This window comes from Pontimicrobium sp. SW4 (assembly GCF_039954625.1).
Lineage (GTDB): Bacteria > Bacteroidota > Bacteroidia > Flavobacteriales > Flavobacteriaceae > Pontimicrobium.
The window spans coordinates 2936691-2960703 of the sequence record NZ_CP157199.1 but is presented as its reverse complement, the minus strand read 5'-3'; the positions used below and the strand labels follow the sequence as shown (position 1 = coordinate 2960703).

Annotated in this window: 23 protein-coding genes; 13 read left to right on the top strand and 10 right to left on the bottom strand. The window is 34.7% G+C overall.

All coding sequences use genetic code 11. The annotated features are described in order from the left end of the window. Positions 1 to 238 precede the first annotated feature (238 nt). The 4 genes from ABGB03_RS13600 to ABGB03_RS13585 all read left to right on the top strand — a co-directional run bounded on the left by ABGB03_RS13600 (position 239) and on the right by ABGB03_RS13585 (position 4246). Positions 239 to 382, top strand: coding sequence for a DUF5679 domain-containing protein (locus ABGB03_RS13600; protein WP_347923120.1), 144 nt, complete (start codon positions 239 to 241; stop codon positions 380 to 382). A gap of 151 nt (positions 383 to 533) precedes the next feature. Beyond that, positions 534 to 941 (top strand): hypothetical protein, encoded by a 408-nt coding sequence (locus ABGB03_RS13595; protein WP_347923119.1) that lies wholly within the window; start codon positions 534 to 536, stop codon positions 939 to 941. A 42-nt stretch (positions 942 to 983) separates the two neighbouring features. After that, positions 984 to 2591 carry an amidohydrolase gene (locus ABGB03_RS13590; RefSeq protein ID WP_347923118.1) on the top strand — a complete coding sequence of 536 codons (1608 nt, stop codon included), beginning with the start codon at positions 984 to 986 and terminating at the stop codon, positions 2589 to 2591. Positions 2592 to 2887: 296 nt separating this feature from the next. After that, on the top strand, positions 2888 to 4246 hold the full coding sequence (locus ABGB03_RS13585) for a Gfo/Idh/MocA family oxidoreductase (RefSeq protein ID WP_347923117.1): 1359 nt from the start codon (positions 2888 to 2890) through the stop codon (positions 4244 to 4246). Positions 4247 to 4292: 46 nt separating this feature from the next. On the opposite strand, the gene ABGB03_RS13580 is transcribed toward ABGB03_RS13585, so the two are convergent. After that, complete coding sequence (locus tag ABGB03_RS13580; RefSeq protein WP_347923116.1) at positions 4293 to 7685, bottom strand: amidohydrolase family protein; 3393 nt, start codon at positions 7683 to 7685, stop codon at positions 4293 to 4295. 198 nt (positions 7686 to 7883) lie between these two features. Here ABGB03_RS13580 and ABGB03_RS13575 point away from each other — a divergent pair, with 198 nt between their 5' ends. Genes ABGB03_RS13575 through ABGB03_RS13560 form a run of 4 tightly spaced genes read left to right on the top strand, consistent with a single transcriptional unit; the run spans position 7884 to position 12181 of the window. Next, positions 7884 to 8345, top strand: a complete 462-nt coding sequence (locus ABGB03_RS13575) for a (2Fe-2S)-binding protein (protein ID WP_347923115.1) — start codon at positions 7884 to 7886, stop codon at positions 8343 to 8345. Between the two features lie 19 nt (positions 8346 to 8364). Further along, a complete protein-coding gene (locus ABGB03_RS13570) occupies positions 8365 to 10515 on the top strand; it encodes a molybdopterin cofactor-binding domain-containing protein (RefSeq protein ID WP_347923114.1) in 2151 nt (716 codons plus the stop codon). 3 nt (positions 10516 to 10518) lie between these two features. Then, entirely contained in the window at positions 10519 to 11529 is a 1011-nt protein-coding gene (locus ABGB03_RS13565; protein ID WP_347923113.1) for an XdhC family protein, read from the top strand. 49 nt (positions 11530 to 11578) lie between these two features. Then, positions 11579 to 12181 carry a nucleotidyltransferase family protein gene (locus tag ABGB03_RS13560; RefSeq protein WP_347923112.1) on the top strand — a complete coding sequence of 201 codons (603 nt, stop codon included), beginning with the start codon at positions 11579 to 11581 and terminating at the stop codon, positions 12179 to 12181. Here the strand turns inward: ABGB03_RS13560 and moaA are convergent. From moaA to glp, 9 genes are read right to left on the bottom strand one after another with little or no spacing between them, the layout of a single operon-like run. Further along, on the bottom strand, positions 12178 to 13185 hold the full coding sequence (moaA, locus tag ABGB03_RS13555; protein WP_347923111.1) for a GTP 3',8-cyclase MoaA: 1008 nt from the start codon (positions 13183 to 13185) through the stop codon (positions 12178 to 12180). The two genes, ABGB03_RS13560 and moaA, sit on opposite strands and share 4 nt — an antisense overlap. Next, entirely contained in the window at positions 13185 to 14153 is a 969-nt protein-coding gene (gene moaCB / locus ABGB03_RS13550; protein ID WP_347923110.1) for a bifunctional molybdenum cofactor biosynthesis protein MoaC/MoaB, read from the bottom strand. Before moaCB ends, moaA begins: the two co-directional genes overlap by 1 nt. Before the next feature lie 9 nt (positions 14154 to 14162). Then, a complete protein-coding gene (locus ABGB03_RS13545; protein WP_347923109.1) occupies positions 14163 to 14609 on the bottom strand; it encodes a molybdenum cofactor biosynthesis protein MoaE in 447 nt (148 codons plus the stop codon). Next, positions 14606 to 15715 carry a HesA/MoeB/ThiF family protein gene (locus tag ABGB03_RS13540; protein ID WP_347923108.1) on the bottom strand — a complete coding sequence of 370 codons (1110 nt, stop codon included), beginning with the start codon at positions 15713 to 15715 and terminating at the stop codon, positions 14606 to 14608. The genes ABGB03_RS13545 and ABGB03_RS13540 overlap by 4 nt, the downstream gene beginning before the upstream one ends. A 57-nt stretch (positions 15716 to 15772) precedes the next feature. Continuing rightward, positions 15773 to 16006: a MoaD/ThiS family protein gene (locus ABGB03_RS13535; RefSeq protein WP_347923107.1), complete on the bottom strand. Its 234-nt coding sequence runs from the start codon at positions 16004 to 16006 to the stop codon at positions 15773 to 15775. Continuing rightward, positions 15990 to 16562 (bottom strand): molybdenum cofactor guanylyltransferase, encoded by a 573-nt coding sequence (locus ABGB03_RS13530; protein ID WP_347923106.1) that lies wholly within the window; start codon positions 16560 to 16562, stop codon positions 15990 to 15992. Before ABGB03_RS13530 ends, ABGB03_RS13535 begins: the two co-directional genes overlap by 17 nt. Beyond that, a complete protein-coding gene (locus ABGB03_RS13525) occupies positions 16563 to 17306 on the bottom strand; it encodes a sulfite exporter TauE/SafE family protein (protein WP_347923105.1) in 744 nt (247 codons plus the stop codon). Then, entirely contained in the window at positions 17296 to 17640 is a 345-nt protein-coding gene (locus ABGB03_RS13520) for a LysR family transcriptional regulator (RefSeq protein WP_347923104.1), read from the bottom strand. Before ABGB03_RS13520 ends, ABGB03_RS13525 begins: the two co-directional genes overlap by 11 nt. Before the next feature lie 5 nt (positions 17641 to 17645). Beyond that, a complete protein-coding gene (gene glp / locus ABGB03_RS13515) occupies positions 17646 to 18827 on the bottom strand; it encodes a gephyrin-like molybdotransferase Glp (protein ID WP_347923103.1) in 1182 nt (393 codons plus the stop codon). Between the two features lie 160 nt (positions 18828 to 18987). On the opposite strand from glp, the gene ABGB03_RS13510 reads away from it, so the two are divergent. From ABGB03_RS13510 to ABGB03_RS13490, 5 genes are read left to right on the top strand one after another with little or no spacing between them, the layout of a single operon-like run. Further along, complete coding sequence (locus tag ABGB03_RS13510; RefSeq protein WP_347923102.1) at positions 18988 to 19227, top strand: hypothetical protein; 240 nt, start codon at positions 18988 to 18990, stop codon at positions 19225 to 19227. 2 nt (positions 19228 to 19229) lie between these two features. Then, complete coding sequence (locus ABGB03_RS13505) at positions 19230 to 21557, top strand: molybdopterin-dependent oxidoreductase (protein ID WP_347923101.1); 2328 nt, start codon at positions 19230 to 19232, stop codon at positions 21555 to 21557. Between the two features lie 3 nt (positions 21558 to 21560). Continuing rightward, entirely contained in the window at positions 21561 to 22250 is a 690-nt protein-coding gene (locus ABGB03_RS13500; RefSeq protein ID WP_347923100.1) for a nitrate reductase cytochrome c-type subunit, read from the top strand. Then, positions 22240 to 22860, top strand: a complete 621-nt coding sequence (locus ABGB03_RS13495) for a cytochrome c3 family protein (RefSeq protein ID WP_347923099.1) — start codon at positions 22240 to 22242, stop codon at positions 22858 to 22860. Before ABGB03_RS13500 ends, ABGB03_RS13495 begins: the two co-directional genes overlap by 11 nt. A 29-nt stretch (positions 22861 to 22889) precedes the next feature. After that, on the top strand, positions 22890 to 24008 hold the full coding sequence (locus ABGB03_RS13490; RefSeq protein ID WP_347923098.1) for a 4Fe-4S dicluster domain-containing protein: 1119 nt from the start codon (positions 22890 to 22892) through the stop codon (positions 24006 to 24008). Positions 24009 to 24013: the final 5 nt, after the last annotated feature.

The following is a 24013-nucleotide window of genomic DNA, read 5'->3' as shown; positions in this document are numbered from 1 at the left end:
AAATAGTACATTTTTTTAGCTTCTTTTATGGAATTAATTTAAATTTAAGCTTACAATTAATAAGGTTTTAGCTTATTTTTAATGATTTATTTTATTATAAGTGTTGAACAGTTCAATAGTAGACATGAAAGGGAGCAAATAAAAAAAGCCAGCTAATTTATTAGATGTTTTTTTTTATTAATTATTTAAGGAATAATTCTTATCTTGAGAATCAAATAATAATTAACACCATCAAACTATGGAAGGATATTGTGTAAAGTGCAAATCGAAAAGAGAAATAAAAGATTCAACTGAAGTTACCATGAAAAATGGTAGAAAAGCAATGAAAGGTAAATGCCCAACATGTGGTACAGGAATGTTTAGAATCCTAGGGAAAGCTTAAGGTTTTAAGTCTTCATAACAATTTAAAAAAGCTCAACAGAAATGTTGAGCTTTTTATTTTTTAAATTTTTGTATATTAGTTATTTAGGATTTTTTTATTCACCCATTATTCTACATTATAACAGATTCTACTTGTAAAATTTCATCATGTAATGAAAAAAATAGGACTCTTTGTTATCTGTCTAGGCTTTATAAACTTATCTATAGGGCAAGAAATACCAACAAATTCTAACGAAACACCTCAAGAATTATATGATTTTCACATAAGTAAGAAGAAGTCAAATAATATTGCAGGATGGATTACTTTAGGTGGAGGAGCGGCAATGTTTATTGCTGGAATAGGAATTAATTTAGATCCTAAACAATTAGCAAGTTCACAAGATAATAACAAAGGTCTTTGGCTATCCTATTTAGGTGGTGCGACTACACTGGCAAGCATTCCATTGTTTATTGCAGCTGGCAAGCATAAACGAAAAGCGAAAATACAATTGCAGCAAGGCGCTGTTGGCTTTTATAATAATATGAACTATACAGGGTTATCAATTTCATTTTCGTTCTAATAGGATTAAATTTCATAATAAATAACTTAAAACAACCAACCAATGTCAACCAACCACAAAAAATGCACAATACTTATTTTAAGTGTTATATGTTTTGGGATTTCTCAAATATCATTTGCACAGAAAAAGCTATCAAAGAAGAAAATAGAAGCACTTAAAACCGAAGTTGCGCAAATTGTAGAATCTAACCATAAGCAATCTCAAGTTATGGTTGATAAAATATTTAGTTTTTCTGAATTAGGCTTTCAAGAAATCGAATCATCTAAGTACTTAACAGGAATTCTTGCCGCAAATGGTTTTGAGATTGAAAAAGCAGTATCAGGAATTCCTACTGCTTGGTTTGCTACATGGAGTAATGGAGAAGGACCAGTAATTGCTTTAGGAAGCGACGTCGATTGCATTCCAAAGGCCTCACAGTATCCAGGAGTAGCGTATCATAAACCAATAGTTGAAGGTGCACCTGGACATGGCGAAGGTCACAACTCTGGAATTCCGTTAAATATTACAGCAGCTTTGGCAGTAAAACAAATCATGGCACGTGAAAATATTGGAGGAACATTAATCCTTTGGCCAGGAATTGCCGAAGAACTTGTAGCAGCAAAAGCGTGGTATACGAGAGACGGTTTGTTTGATAATATTGATATGTGCATATTTACTCATGTAAGCAGTAATTTAGCAGTATCGTATGGCGCAGCAAGAGGAACAGGATTAATTTCAGTAGAATACACATTTGAAGGAGAAGCAGCTCACTCCGCTGGGTCACCTTGGCGAGGAAGAAGTGCATTAGATGCTGCAGAATTAATGAATGTTGGATGGAACTATAAGCGAGAACATTTACATCCATTAAAAAGATCACATTCCATATTTACTGATGCTGGAGATCAACCAAATGTGGTGCCATCAAAAGCATCTATCTGGTACTATTTTAGAGATGTAACATATGAAGGCATAATGGAAATGTATAGTGAAGCTAACGATATGGCAAAAGGTGCAGCCTTAATGACTAAAACTAAAGTTAGTTCAAGAATTTTAGGTACAGCATGGCCTAGACATTTTAATAAAACGATTGCTGAAACTATGTATGAGAATATTAAAACGGTTGGTTTACCAGAGTGGTCACAAGAAGACCAAACACTTGCAATAGCTGTACAAACAGAAGTAAATTCTAATAGAAAAGAAGGGTTAAGCAAAGAATTAAGTAAACTAGGGCTTCCAATTAAAACACCTGTTAGTGGAGGGTCGGATGATATTGGAGATGTTTCTTGGAAGGTGCCAACAGTGACATTAAGATACCCTTCGAACATTCCTGGGCTTCAGGGACACCATTGGAGTAATGCTATTGCTATGGCAACGCCAATTGCACATAAAGGTGTTACCGCTGGGGCTAAAGTTGAAGCGATGACTATTATCGACTTTTTAACAAAACCAGATTTAATAAAACAAGCTTGGGACTATTTTAATAATGAACAAAGTAAAGAAACAAAATACGAGCCAATGCTTAGTGCTGATGATTTGCCTCCAACGTATCTAAATGAGGACAAACAGAACCAATTTAGAAGTCAACTTGAGAAGTTCTATTATGATGAAACTAAATATAAATCATATCTAGAACAATTGGGAATTATCTATCCAACCTTAAAGAAAGATTAAACCTTTAATGAATAAGAGTTACATGTTAATATGGCTCTTATGTTATATAAACTACTTGTAGATTAGGCTTTAAGAGAACTTTGTTACTAATGTTTCTTTTTAGAGATCCGTATTTAAGGACTTACTTTATGTTTCATTAGGCACTTTAACTCTTGCTCTATGCTTATTAGACACAAGGGTTTTTAAAAAGTTACATTTCTGCTAGATATTGCTTTTTAAAACATAACTGTATAAACTAATTTTTATATTTGTTATTCAAGTACTTTCTTATTAACAACCAACTTAAAAATACAAAAATGAGTTCAAGAAGACATTTTATTAAACAATCTGCAATTGCTGGTGCAGGATTATCAATGATTCCAAAAACAACCTTTGGGATGGTTTCAAATACGCAAAAAGATATATTAAAAGTAGGACTTATTGGAGTAGGCTTACGAGGAACCAATCACTTAAATAATGTGTTGAACAGAGACGATGTATTGGTAACTGCTATTTGCGATATTGACCCAAACAGAATTACCCTTGCATTAGATAATATTTCTAAAAAAGGCAAAAAGAAACCACAGGTTTTTGGAAAAGATGATTATGATTATAGGAATCTATTAGAGCTTAAAGAAGTTGATGCAGTAATTATTTCCACACCTTGGCTTTGGCACACACGAATGGCAAAAGATTCGATGATAGCTGGAAAATATACAGGTTTAGAAGTGTCTGCTGCAAACACTATGGAAGAATGTTGGGATTTAGTAAACACGCATGAAGAAACAGGAACACATATGATGATTCTTGAAAATGTGAATTATCGTCGTGATATATTGGCTGTACTAAATATGGTTAAGCAAGATATATTTGGAGAGTTAGTACACTTTAGATGTGGTTATCAGCACGATTTACGTTTTGTAAAATTGAATGATGGTAAGTCTGCTTATGGAAAAGGTGTAGAGTTTGGTGATAAAGGAATTTCAGAGTCTGCATGGAGAACACAGCATTCGTTGCTTAGAAATGCAGATGTGTATCCAACTCATGGTGTTGGCCCCATTGCAACTATGTGCGATATAAATAGAGGAAATCGCTTTTCATCCATTACTTCTACAGCGACAAAGGCAATTGGATTACATAATTATATTGTGAAGCATGGTGGAAAAGAACATCCAAATGCGAAATTGAAGTTTAAACAAGGTGATGTTATTACTAGTACTATTGAAACTACTAATGGCGAAAGTATTATAGTCACCCATGATTGTAATTTGCCAAGACCTTACTCTCTAGGTTTTAGAGTACAAGGCGCCAATGGATTATGGGAAAAAGATGGTGATAGAATGTACATTGAAGGACAATCTGAACCTCATCGTTGGGATTCGTCAAAAGAATGGTTAAAAAAATATGACCATCCACTTTGGAAGAAATATGGCGAACACGCTACAGGAGCAGGACATGGAGGGATGGATTTTTTTGTTATTCATGCCTTTATAGAATCTGCAAAACGAAACATAGCACCACCAATGGATGCTTACGATGCGGCTGCTTGGAGTGCGATTACACCACTTTCTGAGTTATCTATTGAAAACAATGGCGAACCACAAGATTTTCCAGATTTCACTCGCGGAATGTGGGTAAAGAGAAAACCTTATAATTGGATGAAAGACACATATTAATTAAAAAGCCCAACTTTAAGTTGGGCTTTTTTGATACTTTATTTTTCTAGTTTTTTATGCCTGGTAAACTACCGCTAGGTTTTTTTGTTTGCCAATGAAATACGCCTGCTTTCTTTGCTTTAGGAGCAACTTCATCTAATGTATTGGCATCATATACAACACCATTTTTTATAACATGGGTTATGGTATTGGTATTACGTAAATTCTCTAATGGATTTTTATCCATAATTATAATATCTGCAATTTTGCCAGATTCTATACTTCCTAAATCAGTATCCAATCCAATAGCCTCTGCACCAAGTATGGTTGCAGTTCTTAAAGCATCGTAATTTTTCATGCCACCACTTGCCACAGACCATAATTCCCAATGAAAACCAAGTCCTTGTAATTGTCCGTGACTTCCAACACCACCAATTCCACCAGCTTCTACTAAATCTTTCATAAACTCAGCATGTTTCTTGAATACATGCTCTTCATCCATAAACCACCCTGGACGTCGCCTAGATTTTCCAGCTAACTCTTCGTAAGGAGTGAAATATTGTAATTTTTTATCGTGATAAGGATTCTCTCTTGAGTAAAAATAGTTTTCTGCCCAAGGTCCACCATAAGACACCAATAAAGTTGGTGTCACAGCCATTTTTGACTCTGCTGTAGTCTGAATAACATCTTTGTATAATGGGTAAATTGGGAAAGAATGCTCATGTCCAGGATAACCATCCATGATATTTTTCATATTGTGTTTGAAGTCTAATCCGCCTTCGGTAGTTGGCATCAGTTTTAATTCTTTAGCAGCCATAATTACCCATTGACGTTGTTGTCTGTTTCCAACCAAATACATCTTTATGCTCTTCGTATTATAGTACTCACTATATTGTTTAAGCACTTCTTTCGCATGGTCTAAGCTTTCAATTTTATAGCCCCAAAAACCAACTCCTGGCCCTGTGCTATATACTCTTGGCCCAGGCATTGTGCCAGCATCAACCATATCAGAATAGGTTAATACATCTGTAGTCGCGGTTTGAGGGTCTCTTGTAGTGGTAACACCATAAGCTAAGTTTGCAGCATACACCCAAGCTTGACTTTTATGAATACCCCAATTTGGCCACATATGTGCATGGGTATCAACAAATCCAGGAGTTAAGGTTTTTCCTGAAACATCAATAGTCTTAGTACCTCTTGGAACTTCAAAACTTCCAGAAGCTCCAACTTTTTTAATACGGTTGTTTTCAATAAGCACATCACCATTTTCAATCACTTCTTGTCCTTTCATAGTAACAATACGACCACCTTTTAAAAGAATAGTTCCTTCAGGGATATGTTTAGTAAAGCTTACCTTAATCTTATATTCCTTTGCCTTGAATTTAGGTGTTTCTTTTTTCTTATCGTCTTTTTTTTCCGTGCTATCAGTTTTCTTTTCAGTTTCCTTTAACTCTTTTTCTTTCTTTTTTGCAAGAGCTAAACTATCTGAGAAAGCTTTTCCTTCGGTAAGATTATACACAAAATGACTTGCCCCTAAAGACCAATGCACATTATCTCCTTTTGAACCCCAAGCAGGAAATTCGCCACCCATAACGGTTAGTTTATTTGCTGGAAAGGCAGCCCCTTCCGCTTTTGCGAGAGAAATTTCTGGAGTCGCACCAATTTTAGGAATGATAACTGTGTAAATATCATTATTAATTTTTGCCAATGCGTGGGCTCCGTTTGGAGAAATTCTAATTTCAGTTGGACGTGAAGCTCTTTGATTTTCCATCCAACCATCTTCGGCAGTTGGAAGCACACTATGTTCTCCTCCAAACACATCTGACGAACCATAGGTCGTGATACCAGTTAATTTTAAATGACTTTTTTCATCAGTACCATCCCAACGAATGGATATAAGTCCTTTAGAACCATGATTTAAATATATACGATCATTTATTTTGGTAAAATGAGGAATTCCTCGTCCCTTAGATTTATCAATGACTGTGATATTTCCGCCATTGCTAGACACCCATGCAATTTCTTCGGTTGCTCTACCAGATGTTGGTGTAATGGCATCGTCATACGTTTGTGCACTACCTTTCATAAAAGCAATGCGGTTAGAATTGTAAGACCACGACGGATTACTGTAAATGCCACCCTGATTTGTAAGTTGTACAATATTAGCTCTCCCAGAAACATTAGCTTTATATAAATGCCCACCTCCTTGCTTCCAGGTTGTGAATACCACTTGAGTACCATCTGGAGACCATGATGGTTGGGCTTCAGTAAGTTCATTTTTTGTAAGTCGTTTTGGTGTTCCATTAGGAAAATCCATTACATACAATCTGTTTAAAGCTGTGAATGCTAACTTGCTACCATCTGGAGACGGAACAGCGTCACGAATTTGAGTCACAAAAGCTTCAGGATTATCACTTATTGGATATTTAAAGGACACCATTGGACCTAAATCCAACTTAACATCAACCTCAAAAGGAATTTCGGTTGCCTTATTAGAATTAATTGAAATTGAATAGATTTTTCCACCATACGATGCTATTAAATTTTGATTATCAGGAGTAAACGACATTGCAGGAAGCACACCAAGTGCAGCAATAGATTCTTGCTCGTCTCTTTGTACAGGATAAGCTAACCAACGTTCTTCGCCATTTGATAAATTTCGTAAAACCAATCCAGTTTTATCTTCAAAACGACTACCATAAACTAACCATTTCCCATCGTTAGAAAGAGTAGGTGTAAAAGCTGAACCATATCTGGTAGTAATAATTTCTGTGTCTCCATCCTCTCTATCAAATGTCATAACTTGGTACTGTGGAAGTGAAGCGTTATAATTCCAAGCATTAGTTCTTCTAGAAAAATAAATATGTGTTCCATCATGGCTAAAAGCAGGATCTATGGTTTTTAAGTTCGCTGGCGTTTTAATTAATTGCGCACCAGAACCTCCATCTTTATGATAGAGATAAGGTTTGACGTTTCTTCGTCCTTTTGTACCAACAATATAATCGCCATCTGGACTCCATTCAGCTGAAAAATGATGCTGATTTTTATCTTTAGTTACTTGCTTTTCTTCTTTAGATTCTAAATCCATTATCCAGATATTATCCGACCCACTTTTGTCAGAAATGTATACTATCGACTTTCCATCTGGACTATATCTAGGATGTACATCATAAGGCATTCCACTTGTTATTCGAGTAGCCTTTCCTCCTGTAATAGGAAGGGTGTATAAATCTCCCATCATATCAAAAATGATGGTTTTTCCATCAGGATGAACATCTAACGATAGCCAAGTTCCTTGGGTTGTTTTAAAAGAGATTTTTCTTTCAGGTTCAAGAGGCAATTCTTTTGTTGCTTTTTTTGTTGAATCAGCTTTCTTGTCATTTGTTTCTTGAGCAGAAAGCATAAATGATAATAACATTAGAATAGTGAAAAGGGGTTTGGAAAAAGGATAGTACTTCATGAGCCTGTGTGTTAATTGGTGTATAAATGTCAAAAACATTACAATATAATTAATTATGTTTCAAAAAGTAATTTGCATCAAATGAAATCATCTACTTTTTTAATTCTTTGTTAAAAGGAAATATTGCTTGCTAATTTTTTAGTAACTTTAATCGCCTTTGTCTTCAAGAAAGGGTAAACACTAATTAAAATCAAAAATATGCCAACGTTTCAATTAAAAATTAACGGAGCATCTCACTCAGTTGAAGCTGATGCTGATACGCCATTATTATGGGTGTTACGAGATAATCTAGATCTTGTCGGAACCAAATATGGCTGTGGAATCGCGCAATGTGGCGCATGCACAGTTCATGTAAATGGGAATGCAACACGTAGTTGTTCAACCACAGTAGCTAATGCTCAAGGAATGGAAATCACAACCATTGAAGGTCTCTCTGAAAATGGAGATCACCCAGTTCAAGAAGCTTGGAAAGAAATAGATGTGCCACAATGTGGTTATTGTCAGTCAGGTCAAATTATGACTGCTTCTGCGTTCTTAGAAAATAATTCCAGCCCTAGTAGAGAAGAGATTAGAAGTGCTATGCATGGAAATATTTGTAGATGTGCCTCATATAATAGTATTGAGAAAGCGATTGAAGTAGCAGCAAAAAAAATGAATTAATCCTAAAAGAACAGACATTATGAAAACTTCAAATAAAATTAGTTTTAGTAGACGATCGTTCTTACAAACTTCAGCTCTTGCGAGTGGAGGTATGCTTGTAGGATTTAATTTGTTTACAGCTTGTAAAGAGGATGTAAAACCTCCAGTAGATTTAAGCCTTTTAGACTATAATGATTTTAATGCCTTTATTAAAATATCTAATGAAGGTAAGGTGACTATTTTTGCACCTAACCCAGAAATTGGTCAAGGTGTAAAAACATCAATGCCAATGCTTATTGCTGAAGAGCTTGATGTGGCTTGGGAAGATGTACACGTAGTACAGGGTAAGTTAGATACAAAAAATTATACACGACAAGTAGCAGGAGGGAGCCAATCGTTAAGACAAGGGTGGACTCCATTGCGTCAAACTGGAGCAACAGCAAGACAAATGTTAGTGAATGCAGCTGCTGCAAAATGGAGTGTTTCAGCATCGGAATGTAAAACAAATAAAGGTGTTATCACAAATGCTAATGGCGATAAATTAGGGTATGGCGAAGTTGTTAAAGAAGCTGCATCATTAGAAGTCCCTGAAGATGTAACTTTAAAAGATCCTAAAGATTTTCATATTATAGGACAAGATGTTAGCAATGTAGATATAGATGAAATTGTTACAGGAAAACCATTGTTTGGCCTGGACTATAAACAAGAAGGCATGCAATACGCCTCTGTGCTTAGACCACCAGCTTTTGGACAAAAACTGGAATCATTTGATGATGCTAATGCAAGAGCTGTAAATGGCGTAAATGACGTCATAAAGTTCGGCGATAAAGTAGCTGTATTAGCTAATTCTACTTGGGCAGCAATGAAAGGGAAGAAAGCTTTAAAAGCCACTTGGACTCAGGATTCCAAAGCTGAAAGCACTGCATTTCATGATGAAACACTATTAGGATTACTTAATGGCGACAAATTTGATACAAGACGTAAAGATGGTGACGTAAAAAAAGCTTTTGCAGAAGCAGATCAAGTTTTAGAACGCACATATGAAACACCATTTGTGCCTCATAACTGTATGGAGCCTATGAACTTTTTCGCAAATGTCACTACTGATAAAATTGAATTGGTTGGTCCAATTCAAACACCTGCTGGAACAGCCGGAAGAGTAGCAAGAATGTTAGGAAGAGACGAAAGCGAAGTGACATTGGAGATGACCAGAATGGGAGGTGGCTTTGGAAGGCGATTGTATGGTGATTTTGCGTTGGAAGCCGCTGAGGTTTCTCACTTAGCAAAGAAACCTGTTAAAGTTGTGTTCTCTAGAGAAGATGATATGGCTGCTGGAATTTATCGACCAGCTATTAAATACAGAATTGCAGCATCCATTAAAGATGGGAATCTTACAGGTTATCATTTAAAAGAGGCAGCCATTAATGGAAATATGTATGGGCTAATTCCTAACTTTTTTCCAGCTGGAGCTATTGAAAACTATCAAGTAGATACTGCAAACTATCAAAGTAATATTACTACAGGTGCGTGGAGAGCGCCTTACACTAATGTTCTAGCAAGTTGCGAGCAGAGCTTTTTTGATGAAATAGCTGAAGCCATGGGAGTTGACCGTATTAAATTACATATGGATTTGTTAGAGAACGTTAAAGGAACAACAGACGAGCGCATTCAGTATAGCCCAGAACGATTACAAGGCGTGATTCAAAAAGTCGTAAAAGAATCTAATTATGGGAAAGAAAAGGACGTACATCAAGGCTTTGCTGTGTATTATTGTCATAACACACATGTAGCTGAAGTAGCCGATATTATTATGGACAATGGTGTTCCTGTAGTTAAGAAAGTTACAGTTGTTGTAGATTGTGGTATTGTGGTAAATCCTTTAGGAGCTAAAAACCAAGTGGTTGGTGGTGTCATAGATGGTATAGGACATTCAATGTATGGCGAACTCACTTTTAATGATGGTGTTCCACAATCAAATAATTATGATTCGTATCAATTAATTAGAATGCTACAAACACCTCAGGTTGATGTGCATTTTATTGAGAACGATATCGCACCAACAGGATTAGGAGAACCAACGTTGCCACCAGTTGGAGGTGCAGTTGCCAATGCTATTTATAAAGCTACAGGAAAACGTTTAACAAAAATGCCATATATGAATAATATGGATGTAGAACCTGTTGTTGGATAATTTATGACTCACGAATTTAAGGATATAGTAGAAGCCCATCTTAAAGCAAAAAAAGATAGGTTAAAAACAGTCTTGGTATCTGTCGTAGCACTTGATGGCTCATCCTATAGAAAACCTGGAGTTCGCATGCTTATTATTAAAAACAATGAGATGATAGGAGCTGTTAGTGGAGGATGTGTTGAGAAAGATATATTACGACAATCACAGTCGATTTTTCTAGATGGACAGTCAAAAATGATGACCTATGACGGACGTTATCGATTAGGTTGTGAAGGCATTCTATATATTCTTTTAGAAGAGTTTAAGCCTAAAGAATCCTTTTTTGATGCATTTGTGAAATGTCTAGAAACACGTCAAGAATTTGTGATTCAGTCTAATTATCTAAAAAAAGAAGGTCTTACAAAAGGGATTGGGACTACTGTAGAAATTGAAGGACAAGTATACTCACTTTCAAATATAAGTATGTCCGAAAGCATTACTTTACAATTTACTCAAAAGATGCCTCCTTGTTTTAAACTCATGATTTTTGGAACAGAACACGATGCGGTAAAATTATGTCAGCTAGCAAGTTTTAACGGTTGGGAAGTTACTGTTGTTTCTGGCCCATTGGAATCTAAAACAATCAAAAATTTTCCGGGAGCTACAGCGTTTTATTCTGTATCTCCAGACGATTTGGAATTAAACTCAATTGACAGCGAAACAGCCATTGTATTAATGTCGCATAATTTTGCAAACGACTTAAAGTATCTTTTAGAACTTAAAGACACGAGACCTGTGTACATTGGTATGTTAGGGCCTTCACATAGAAGGGAAAAACTATTATCCCAGTTTTTGGAATATTGTCCAGATGTAGATGAACAATTTCTAGAGCTTATTCATGGACCAGCAGGATTAAATATTGGCGCTGAAACACCGCAAGAAATAGCTATTTCAATACTTTCGGAAATACTATCTGTAGTTAGATCACAAACACCTATGGCTCTAAAAGAAAAAGTAGGAGGAATTCATAATTAATGTCACTTTGCGTAAAATTACAAAGTAATTTTGTATCGAGAAGTATAGTATGCTGAGCAAACCAAAAAACATAATTACTTTAATAATGGCTGCAGGAAGTTCTTCCAGAATGGGAGCTCCAAAGCAATTATTACCATGGAAAGAAGCTACACTAATTGAAGATGTTATAACTAAAGTACTGCACTTAAACACTTTTAAAGCCATAGTTGTTCTTGGAGCTAATGAAGATAAAATCGCACCAAAAATTGCATCATACCCAATAGAAATTATTCACAATATAGAATGGGAAAAAGGCTTGGGAAATTCTATAGCGTTTGGAATACGTCACATTAAAAAAAACTATGATGTAGATAGTGTACTTGTAACATTAGCAGACCAACCATTAATAGAAGCTACTTATTTAAAAGTAATGATAGACTTATTTGAAACTGATAAGAACCAAATTATAGCAACAAAATATCAAAATGGAAAACTAGGGGTACCTGCGTTATTTGATAAATCGTATTTACTTGAGCTGTCTAGTATTGATGGAGATAAAGGTGCTAAATCAATACTCGAAAAGTATACAAACTCAGTAATAACAACACAAATTGATACCAATGTCTTTGATGTTGATACTGATGAAGATTATAAAAGACTCAAAAAGCTTTAACCACCAATAGTAATCATACTTCTGTTTTTACCGTGTAAATCAGGTGCTTCTAGTTTCTCCATAGTATCCATACCACCACGAATTTTAAGTTTTGAGTGCACAGCTTTTTGAATCATTGGAGTAATGTCTTTCCCTTCGCGAAGTGGTGTTAATAAATCCGATTCTCCTGCCGAAAACAAACAATTTTTTAAACGACCGTTAGCAGTTAATCTAATACGATTACAAGAATCGCAAAACGGATTGGTTACCGAACTAATAATAGCAAACGACCCTTTGTAGCCTTCGATTTTATAATTTTTAGACGTATCGTTAGGTGCATCTTGTAAACGAATTACTTTGGAAACATCAAAAGATGAATTTACTTTTTCCATGACTTCTACATACGACACCATTTTCCCTTTGTCCCATTTATTACCATCAAAAGGCATAAATTCTATAAAACGAACTGAAATTGGTAGATCTTTACTGAGGTTGATAAAATCTATAATTTCATTGTCGTTAAAGTCTTTAATTAATACAGCATTTAACTTTACATTAAAGCCTTCTTGTATTAATAAGTGCATATTTTTTATGACCTTTTCAAAGTCGTTCCTACGTGTAATCTCCTTGAATTTTACAGCATCTAAAGAGTCTAAACTCACGTTAAGATTCATAATATTACATTCCTTCAGTAAGTCTATATAACGATCTACAATTACAGCATTGGTAGTCATAGAAAGTTCTACTGGGAGTGATGCTAATTTTTTAAGAATAACATCTACATCACGCCTTACTAATGGCTCCCCACCAGTTAGTCTTATTTTAGTCACACCATGGTCAACAAATGTTTTGGCAATTGAATAAACCTCATCAAAATTCATGATGTGTGACCTTGGTGATAATTGAATCCCTTCAGCTGGCATGCAATAGGTACATCGCAAGTTGCATAATTCGGTTAGTGAAATACGTAAATACGTATGTTCTCGTCCAAATGAATCGGTTAATATGTTGTTTGAGTTTGTCATTAGTCGTGTCTTGCTCCTTTTAAAATTCCGAATACATGAAGCACTGATGGAAATATAGCGTCCATTGATTCTTTTGCGCCATTAGTTGAGCCAGGTAATGCCAAAACTAATGTTTTTTCTATCGTTCCCGCCACACTTCTTGATAGCATTGAATATGGCGTTCGGTTTTGGCCATAACTTCTAATGGCTTCTTCAATTCCTGGGATAGTTCTTTCAATGAGTGGCTCTAATGCTTCAGGTGTCACATCGCGTTTTGAGAGACCTGTGCCTCCAGTAAAAATAACAATATCTATGCCTTGCGATACATAGTTTTTTGTTTTCTCTTGAATGACTTCTTTTTCATCAGGAATCACAAGATATTCTGAAATTGCAACATTACTTTCTTCTAGCTTTTTAATAATTGCTTTACCAGCTTTGTCTTCTTTTTGTCCAGCAGAAATAGTATCAGAACACACAATAACTGCGGCATTTAATTGGTCTCTAAAGCGGTTTTTAAAACTGGACTTCCCTCCTTTTTTCTTTAACAATTTAATATGATGAATTTCCACGCCTTTATCTATAGGCTTAAGCATGTCGTACATATTTAAAGCCACAATGCTTGCACCATGCATCGCCTCTACCTCAACACCTGTTTTATAGATGGTTTTAATAGTGCAAGTGATGGTGATTTCCAGTCCGTTTATGTCATAGTCAATCGCAGTGTATTCAATTGGTAAAGGATGACAATCAGGAAGTAGCTCAGGTGTTTTTTTAACTCCCAATAAACCAGCCGCTTTACTCATAGCAAATACATTTCCCTTAGGCACTGTATTGTTGTTAATAGCATCAATAGTGTCTTCTTTGCTCACTTTAACTATAGCTTGCGCAGTAGCTTCACGGAGCGTGTTTGATTTATGTGTAATGTCAACCATTGTTGATTTGTTGATTTGTTGAACTGTTGATTCGAATAAACGAATAAACAAATCCACGATTAAACGTTATGAATTTACTTTCCATTGATGTGTACTATCTTCAAAAATTTCTTTACCATAAACAGGTACTTTTGCCTTAATTTCTTCAACTACATATTCCAAAGCTTTAAAAACTTCTTTTCTTCTTGGGGATGATACAAAAACAAATAAGCAAATTTCTCCACTTTTAACCGTACCTAAACTATGATAAATATGCATACAGGTTAAATTAAATTTAGAAAACGTGGCTTCTCGTATCTCATGAAATTTTGCATTTGCCATATCTTCGTAAGCAGTATATTCAATAGCAGACACCGTTTTACCATCTATATCATCTGCTCTTACTTGCCCCAAAAAGATATTATGGGCACCAATAGATGTTTTACTTTGATGTTTTGCAATTGATTCGGCTATAAATTCAGAGGAAATAGCACCTTCTTTAAATACATTTTTTGGTTTCCTTTCTTTTGTCATGCTTTTATTTTTAGTTGTTCAATAATTGCCGCAGCACCTTCTTCAAGACTAAAGCAATTAGTTATATTGTGTTTTTCAAGAAATTCAACAGCTGTCCTACTTCTAATTCCTGCTTGACAGAAAAAGATGATTGTTTTAGTTGTTGAAATTTTATCAAGGTTATTATTTAGTTGGTTTAAAGGAATCTGAATACAATTATCTAATTTGATTTTTGGTTCTTCATGAAGCTCTCTAACGTCTATAAACTGAATATTTTCAAACTCATGCAAATCATTTAATGACAGATTTTTTGAGCTACAGTTAAAGTTGAATACTTGTGTTTTAAAATGCTCTTTTCTAGACAAAACGTTCTCAATTTCAGAATCTAATTTTTTAATTTTTAAAGTGTAAGTTTCGCTAGTTTTTGAGTTATAACAGAATAATTGTCCAGACAATACACCATCAAATCCCAAAATTATTTTGAGTGCTTCATTGGCTTGCATAGTGCCAATAATTCCTGGCAACACACCAAGAACTCCAACTTCAGAACAATTGGCAACAGATCCTTTTTTAGGAGCTATAGGGAACAAACACCTATAACTTGGGCCATTGTTATAATTAAAAACTGACACTTGGCCTTCAAACTTATAAATAGCACCATAAACTACAGGCTTATTGGTTATTATTGCAGCATCATTAATTAGGTAGCGTGTTTCAAAATTATCAGTCCCATCCACAATGATATCGTAATTTTTAAATAACTCTAAAGCATTTTGCGGTATTAAAGCCTCTTTGTAGGTTTTGATAACTATAGTTGGGTTTAGATCCTCTAGACGTTCTTTCGCCGCTAAAGCTTTATTGGTTCCTAAAGAGGATGTTCCAAACAATATTTGTCGTTGTAAATTAGATACTTCAACGATATCAAAGTCAATTATACCAAGAGTCCCAACTCCTGCCGCCGCTAAGTATTGTAATATTGGACAACCCAAACCTCCAGCACCAATAACTAATACTTTAGCATTTGATATTTTGTTTTGTCCTTCTGGACCAACATCTGATAAAATGATATGTCTGTTATATCTGCTCATGTTTACTGAGAAAGAAGCAATCTCTTCCCACTTTTTCATTTAAATATTTATGACAAACAAGTGTTAATTTTTATTTGCCAAATGCCCATTATGGGCTTAGCCACCTGAAAATGGCGGCAATAAAGCTATTTCTGGATTTGTAATTTCACTGCTATTAGAAACAATTTCATGGTTTTGTGCTACTTTAAAATCTTTCTGTTTTAACGAAGGATATTTAACATAAAGTTCTTCTAAAAGTTCTGATACTAATGTTTTTGAAAACTCAATGGTTTCTTTGTTACAGTTAGTGATTTCTGCTGTAAGACCAAAATATTTAATTTGTAATTGCATCAAATTCTTCTTTAGTATTAATGTTTATTATAGCTGAAGCTAAATTGTCATCAAGTGTTATTGTTTTTGTTTTAAGCTGAGAAACAGCAAACCGTACTCTCCTTTCGCTTTTATCTAACAAATCTTTAATGAGCTGCTCACATGTTTTCTTATAAATGGCAGTTAAAGGCATTGTTTTTTGATGGCTCATTAACTGAATTACGTCATAATTTTTTTCATAATTCTTAATTAATAGCCTAAACACTTCACTAGTAATTAATGGCACATCACAACTAACTACAAGATTATAATCTGTTTTTGAATACTGTAATCCTGAATAAATCCCAGCTAAAGGACCTGCATCTTTAATGGCATCTTCAATTCTTTCTATTTTAAATTCATCATGATTAGGATTGTCACTAACTATAATTATATTCTTAACCAAGGGCTTCATTGCCTCAATTATGTATTGAATAAAGGTTTTTTCCTTTAGCAATAATGTGGCTTTGTCAGTTCCCATTCTTGAACTTTTTCCTCCTGATAAAATGATGCCTGTTATATTGTTTTTACTAATCATCTACACAAAAATTAATTTAATAGATGCGATAATTAATACAAAAGCTAGCAGGTACCTCAATAAACCATTATTAAACTTTTTGCTTCCATAATAGCTTCCTAGAAAACCTCCTGCTAATGCAATTCCTGCTAAAATAAATGAGTCTGAAGCTATATGGACACCACTGCTTATTTGACCTATCAAGGCTGAAGCGGAGTTTACCCAAATAAATAACGCTGATACCGCAGCTGCTTCTTTCATTTTCCCCCAATGCAACAGCAAAATTATTGGAGTTAAAATGATGCCTCCACCAATACCTATGAGTCCAGAGAAAAACCCAATAATACCACCAATAATTAATCCTTTCCAAACGTCAACTTTCTTAATGGAATTACTTTCTTTTCCAAAAACATTAAGCATTTTTAAAATGGCAAAAATTAGAAGAACCCCTAATATTTTTTTATAAATAGAGGCATCTACTTCTATTACACCTCCAATAAATGCCATTGGTATTGATGTTATAGCAAATGCCAGAAATAATTTTCTATTAAAATAACCCGCTTTATAGTAATGATAAAATGCAATGCCAGCTACAAATACATTTAACAATAAAGCAGTTGGTTTCATGGTTTCTGGAGCGAAAGAAAATAGCGCCATTAATGCTAAATAGCCACTTGCACCACCATGACCAACGCTAGCATATAAAAAGGCTACTATTGGTAATATGAGAAGAAATAACCATATGTGCTCAATATCAAAAATCATGATATAATAATTTTTTCATTTCTTGATCTAAAAATTCCCAGCAGTTTTCATTAATAGTGTCAAAAGCAATAACTAAACTTTTTCCATATGTGGTTAATTTTGCTCCTCCGCCACCTTTGCCTCCAATGCTAGTTGTAATAACAGGTTTTTGAGCTCTAGAATTTAAAGCATCGATTAAAGACCATGCCTTTTTATAAGACATTTTTAATGATTTAGCAGCTTTTGATAATGATCCAGTTTCTTCAATGGCTTTAAGCAGTGTTACACGTCCTTCTCCGAGTAATATATTATCATCGGCTTCTATCCAAATGCGGCTTTTTATTTTGTACTTCATAGTAATTAGTTTATTGGAAGTAGAATGACATCAACAGTAACATCAATGTTAATTTCATGAATATTTTCTGGGATATATACTAATGCATTGGCTAAGGCAAAAGTGTGAATCATAGAAGAGTTTTGTCCTTCGAGAATCGCTACTTTGCCATTATTATATATAGCTTTTAAAAATTGAGCTCTATCTCCTCTTTTATTAAAACTTGATGTGGACTTAGCTTTAATTTTTAAAGTTTCAAAGTTTTCATTCCCAGATAGTCTTTGCAAAGCAATAGCTACATACACATAGAAGCAACTTAAGGCTGAAGCTGGATTTCCTGGAAGTGCAAACACAAAAGCATTGTCTTTTTTTCCAAAAAACAAAGGTTTTCCAGGTTTTTGCTTCACTTTGTAAAAGAGTTGCTCAACACCAATGTCTAGTAAAGCCTTCCCCACAAAATCATAATCACCAACAGAAATTCCTCCAGACACCAAAACCATATCATTATTAGATACGACATTTTGCAATACATTGTAAGTGCTTTGATAATCATCTCCTACAGTCGTAATCTCCACATTCATATAACCTAAACTCCTTAAAGCAGATGACAACATAATAGCATTGCTTTCATAGATTTGGCCATATTGAAGAGGTTCTCCAGATTTTGCCAACTCATTTCCTGTAACTACTAAAGCAATGGAAAGGGGTTTATTAATTATCACCTCAGTGATACCAAGCGATGTTAAAAAACCAATTCCAGCTGGTGTTAATTTAGTGCCTTTTTGTAAGGCTATATCTCCTTTTTTAGTTTGCTCTCCTAAAGGCCTAATGTTGGCGCTTAAGGCCAATGGTTTATTGGCTATAAGAATTTGTTTCTCAACTGAAACATGCTCTTGAATAATAATGGCATTGGCAGTATCAGGTACTGGAGCACCAGTAAAAATTCGCACAGTTTCTCCAGGAAGTAATGTTGGCTGATGTCCATCGCCAGCCTTTACTTCATCGATTATTTTGTATTGGTTAGAATCATGTATGTTAACAGCATAACCGTCCATCGCAGATTGTCTAAAAGGTGGCATGTTTATAGAAGAAATAACATCTTTTGCTAATACTAACCCTAAACAATCACTTAAAGGCCTTTCTTCTATATAATTTAAAGACTTTGTATGATTTTTAACTATTGAAATGGCTTGCTCTATTGAAATCATAATATCGCTATATACTGGCAAATATAACGATATTTTTTACTTCTTAATCATGATTAAATTAATTTCTATTTAGATTGAATGTAAATAACTAAAAACATGACATTAGTCATATATTAATTTGTTAAATTCAATGAGTTTTGTTTTTTTAAATAAAAATTTTATGCCAATAAAGAGTTATTTAGCGCATCCACATGAAGGTAAAAAGGAAGAGTTGATAAAAGCACTTTCAGCTATTAATGCTTGCGAAGTTATTCCTGCTCAAAACAAAGATTTGCTTATAGTGGTTACTGATACCGAAACAAAATCAGAAGAAGAAATAGTAAAAGAACAAATTGAAGCTATCAAGGCATTAAAGTTACTTGCTATGGTTTCAGGATTTGATACACCAAAAAATAATTAACTATGTACACCTCTTTAACCAATAGACGAAGCTTTATTAAAAAGATGGCAGTATTGTCTGCAATGACAGCAGCAGCAACCATGTTTCCAGGAATATTATTTGCCGAAGAACAAGAAAAGAACTTACCCAAAGGAGGAAACCTAGATTGGAAAAAAGCACCATGTAGATTTTGTGGAGTAGGGTGTGGTGTTTTAGTTGGTGTTGAGAATGGAAAAGCAGTTGCTGTAAAGGGAGATCCTAAATCGCCAGTAAATAAAGGATTATGCTGTGTAAAAGGATATCATTCAGTCATGGCTCTTTATGGAAATGATAGATTAACAAAACCGTTAATTAAAAAGAATGGGCGCTACGTAGAAACATCTATGGATGAAGCATTAGATTTAATTGCTTCAAAAATGAAAGAGACTATAAAAGATTATGGTAAAGATTCGGTATCTATTTATGGTTCAGGACAGTGGACGATTCCAGATGGTTATGCAGCGTCAAAGTTATTTAAAGGCTGTATAGGAACAAATAATGTTGAAGCCAATGCGCGTTTATGTATGGCAAGTGCTGTTACAGGGTTTTTAACTTCTTTTGGAATTGATGAACCAATGGGATGCTATGAAGATATTGATCATGCTGATGTGTTTGTATTATGGGGAAATAATATGGCAGAAATGCACCCAGTATTGTTTTCTAGATTATTAGATCAACGATTAAAAAGAGGTGTTAAAATAATAGATTTTGCTACAAGAACTACAAGAACAAGTATGGCGGCAGATAAATCTATTATGTTTAAACCCCAAACAGATTTAGCAGTAGCAAATGCAATTTGTTATGAGATTATTAAAAACGGATGGGTAAACAAATCGTTTGTAGAAAAACACTGTAACTTTAGTAAAGGATTAACCAATATGGGCTATGGTTTGGAAGATAACTATAAATTTACTGACAAACCAGAAAAGATAAGCTTTGAGCAATACAAAGAATTCTTAGAAGATTACTCGCCTGAAAAAGTGGAAAAAATATCGGGAGTTTCTGCAAAAGATATTAAGTATATGGCATCATATTATGGAGATCCTAATAAAAAAGTGATGTCTCTTTGGTGTATGGGAATGAATCAACATTCTCGAGGAACATGGATTAATAACTTGGTTTATAACATTCACCTATTAACAGGTAAAATATCAACACCAGGAAATAGCCCATTTTCTTTAACTGGCCAACCAAGTGCGTGTGGTACAGTAAGAGAAGTGGGTACTTTAACACATAAGTTACCTCATGGAGTGGTTATGAACAAAGAACATCGTGAATTTGCTGCAAAAATTTGGGATGTTCCAGTTGAAAACATAGACCCAAAACCAACCTATCATACGGTTGAAATGTTTAGAGCATTAGACAGAGGAGATATACGCTTCATGTGGATTCAAGTCACCAATCCTATGGTAACGATGCCAAAGCTAAAACGGTATAGAGATGGTGCAAAAAAAGAAGGGCGTTTTATAGTTGTTTCTGATATTTATCCCACACCTACAACAGATATAGCAGATGTTATTTTACCTTCTGCAATGTGGATAGAGCGTGAAGGAATTTTTGGAAACTCTGAGCGTAGAACTCAGCATTTTGAGCAAATGGTTAACCCACCAGGAGAGGCTATGAGCGATACATGGCAGTTGATTGAAGTGGCAAAACGTATGGGCTATGAAAAACAGTTTTACTATAAAGAAGAATCCCATATTGAAGAAATATATACTGAATATAGAAAGCACCATGACAACAAAAAGCACAACATGGCGCCTCTAGAGGTTTTAAAAACACAACCAGGAGCAATGTGGCCTTACGTAGATGGGAAAGAAACTAAATGGCGATTTAACGCAAAATACGATCCAGCCTGTAGTAATGGGGAAGATTTTCATTTTTATGGAAAACCAGATGGGAAAGCTGTCATTTGGCAACGACCTTACGAACCAGCTGCTGAAGAGCCTGATAATGAATACCCATACTGGTTAAATACAGGACGTGTAGTAGAGCATTGGCATACGGGATCAATGACAAGAAGAATTCCTGTACTTCACAAAGCAATGCCTCATGCCTATGTAGAATTAAATCCTGGTGACGCAAAACGTTTGCAAATTAGAACAGGTGATAAAGTTAAACTTACCACAAGAAGAGGTGAAATTGTTTTACCAGCTTCAGTAAATGAACGAGGTGTCCCAGAGCCAATGCAGGTTTTTGTGCCATTTTTTGATGAGAATATGCTAATCAACGATATTACTTTAGACTCTTTTTGTCCAATATCTAAAGAGCCAGATTACAAAAAGTGCGCTGTTAATATTCAAAAAGCTTAGACTATGAAGAGGTTAGCTGTAATATCTTTTTTTATACTATTATTTATAGCTTTTATAGCTGTTTGGAATTATAGCTACAAAGTTGGACTAGAAGAAGCCTATGTTCCTGTGAATAGTGAAAGTCATATAACATTAATTCCTTCAGAAACAGGAGTGTTTGAAAGATCAGAATTTGCTTTAGACTATGCAAATATGCCTATAGATGAAAATCATCAAAGAACTTTACAAACGTATTATAATAACAGGGCTTTTCATGGAGCGCCACCTAGTATTCCACACCCAGTAAAAGATGAACGTACTATGGGAGGAAATACATGTTTGCAATGCCATCAAAATGGAGGGTTTACAGAAAAATTTAATGCATATGCACCAGTTACGCCACATCCAGAAATGGTAAACTGTAAACAGTGCCATGTAGAGCAAAATACACAAACGCTATTTAAGGAAACTAATTTTAGTAAAATATCAATTCCAAAAGTAGGAACAAATAATGCCTTACAAGGAAGCCCGCCAATTATTCCGCATCAAATACAAATGCGAGAAAATTGTTTGTCTTGTCACGCAGGACCTAGTGCACCTAAAGAAATTAGAGTATCGCATCCCGAAAGAATTAATTGTAGACAATGTCATGTATTAAACAATAAAGAAGTTACAGATATTGGAGTGTTTAAAAGAGCTAATAATGAAGATTAAAAACTTATATATCATTTTTTTTACTCTAATGCTTACAATGATGTCTTGTAAGCATGGAGAAAATGAATACCATAGTATTACTGATAAAATTGAAGCAGAAAGTAAAAATTATCATGGAACTACAATTTCTTCAGAAAAATTTCTTGAAGAAATTCATACAATAGAAATTACCGAAGGGTCACATACATTTTTAATTCCAGAGCGTAAAAGTCAAATTAAATCATTTGCTTGTATTGAATGTCACTCAAAACCACTGCAAGAAATGCAAAAAAATAGCGATAGTAAAAAAGCTCATTGGGACATAACATTAGTGCATGCTAATGAAGATATAATGAATTGTATTACATGCCATAACCCTAATAATATGGATGATTTAAAAAGCTTAACAGGGAAAAGCATAGATTTTAATAACAGTTATAGATTATGTAGTCAGTGCCATACCAAGCAATTTGATGATTGGAAAGGTGGTGCACACGGAAAACGAATAGCTGGTTGGGCACCACCTAGAGCTTCGTTTACATGTGTAAACTGTCATAACCCACATGATCCACATTTTAAGTCTAAATGGCCAGCAAGATTTAACACTCAAAAGCTGAAAGAAAGAGAGTAATATTAGTACGGCAATAATATATTTAAGGTATGAGTAATAATAAAAAATGGTTTTCATTAAATCTCAATAGAAAAGAGAAAGTGTCTTCAGGAACTTGTGGCTGTGGTAAAAGTTCGGGAGAATGTGGTTCATCTAACAGCAATCATTTAAGTGATGCTGAGTTCGATGATGCAGTACTTGCCTTAATTGGGGAAGAGAGAACTAAAGATGGGTTTGATCAAGTATTTGATGTAAAAATGGATCGTCGTACTGCTTTTAAAAAATTAACAGCTAGTTTAGTAATTGGAGCTGGAGCTGTAAGTACATCCTGTAGCATAGTTTCTGGTGATGAAACTAAAGAAAAGGCGCAAATAGATTGGGAAGAACAGTTTAAAGGGAATTATAAATTAATGACCGATAAGGAGAAAAGCGGGACTGTAGAACGATTAGTGCGCTCCTATCAATTACGTACAGGAAAAACCATAAATATGTCTTCAAAAAATGCTGAAGAGGATGTGTTATTTGGCTATGCTTTTAATATTTCTAAGTGCCAAGGTTATATGGACTGTGTGAGTGCTTGCGTTGAAGAAAACAATCAAGATAGAAGCTCACAAATGGAATACATTCGTATTCACGAAATGAAAGATGGTAAAGGATTCAATTTTAATGAAGCAGATGATAACTATTACCATGAAGTACCTGCAGAAGGTCATTTTTATATGGGAACTCAGTGTTTTCATTGCGATAACCCTCCTTGTGTAGATGTGTGTCCCGTTCAAGCGACATGGAGAGAAGATGATGGTTTAGTTGTTATTGATTACGATTGGTGTGTAGGATGTCGTTATTGTATGGCTGCATGCCCTTATGATGGAAGACGTTTTAATTGGAGCAAACCAGAAGTGCCGGAAGAGGATGTAAATAAAAATCAGCATTACCTAGGGAATCGTTTACGTAAAAAAGGAGTAATGGAGAAATGTACATTTTGTGTACAACGCTCAAGAGCAGGAAAAAACCCAGCTTGTGTAGAGGCATGCCCAACAGGAGCGCGTATTTTCGGAAATTTATTAGACCCTAATAGTACTATTCGATGGGTTTTAGAAAATAAAAAAGTATTTAGGTTGAAAGAAGATTTAGGAACAGAGCCTAAGTTCTGGTACTTTATGGATTAAAAATG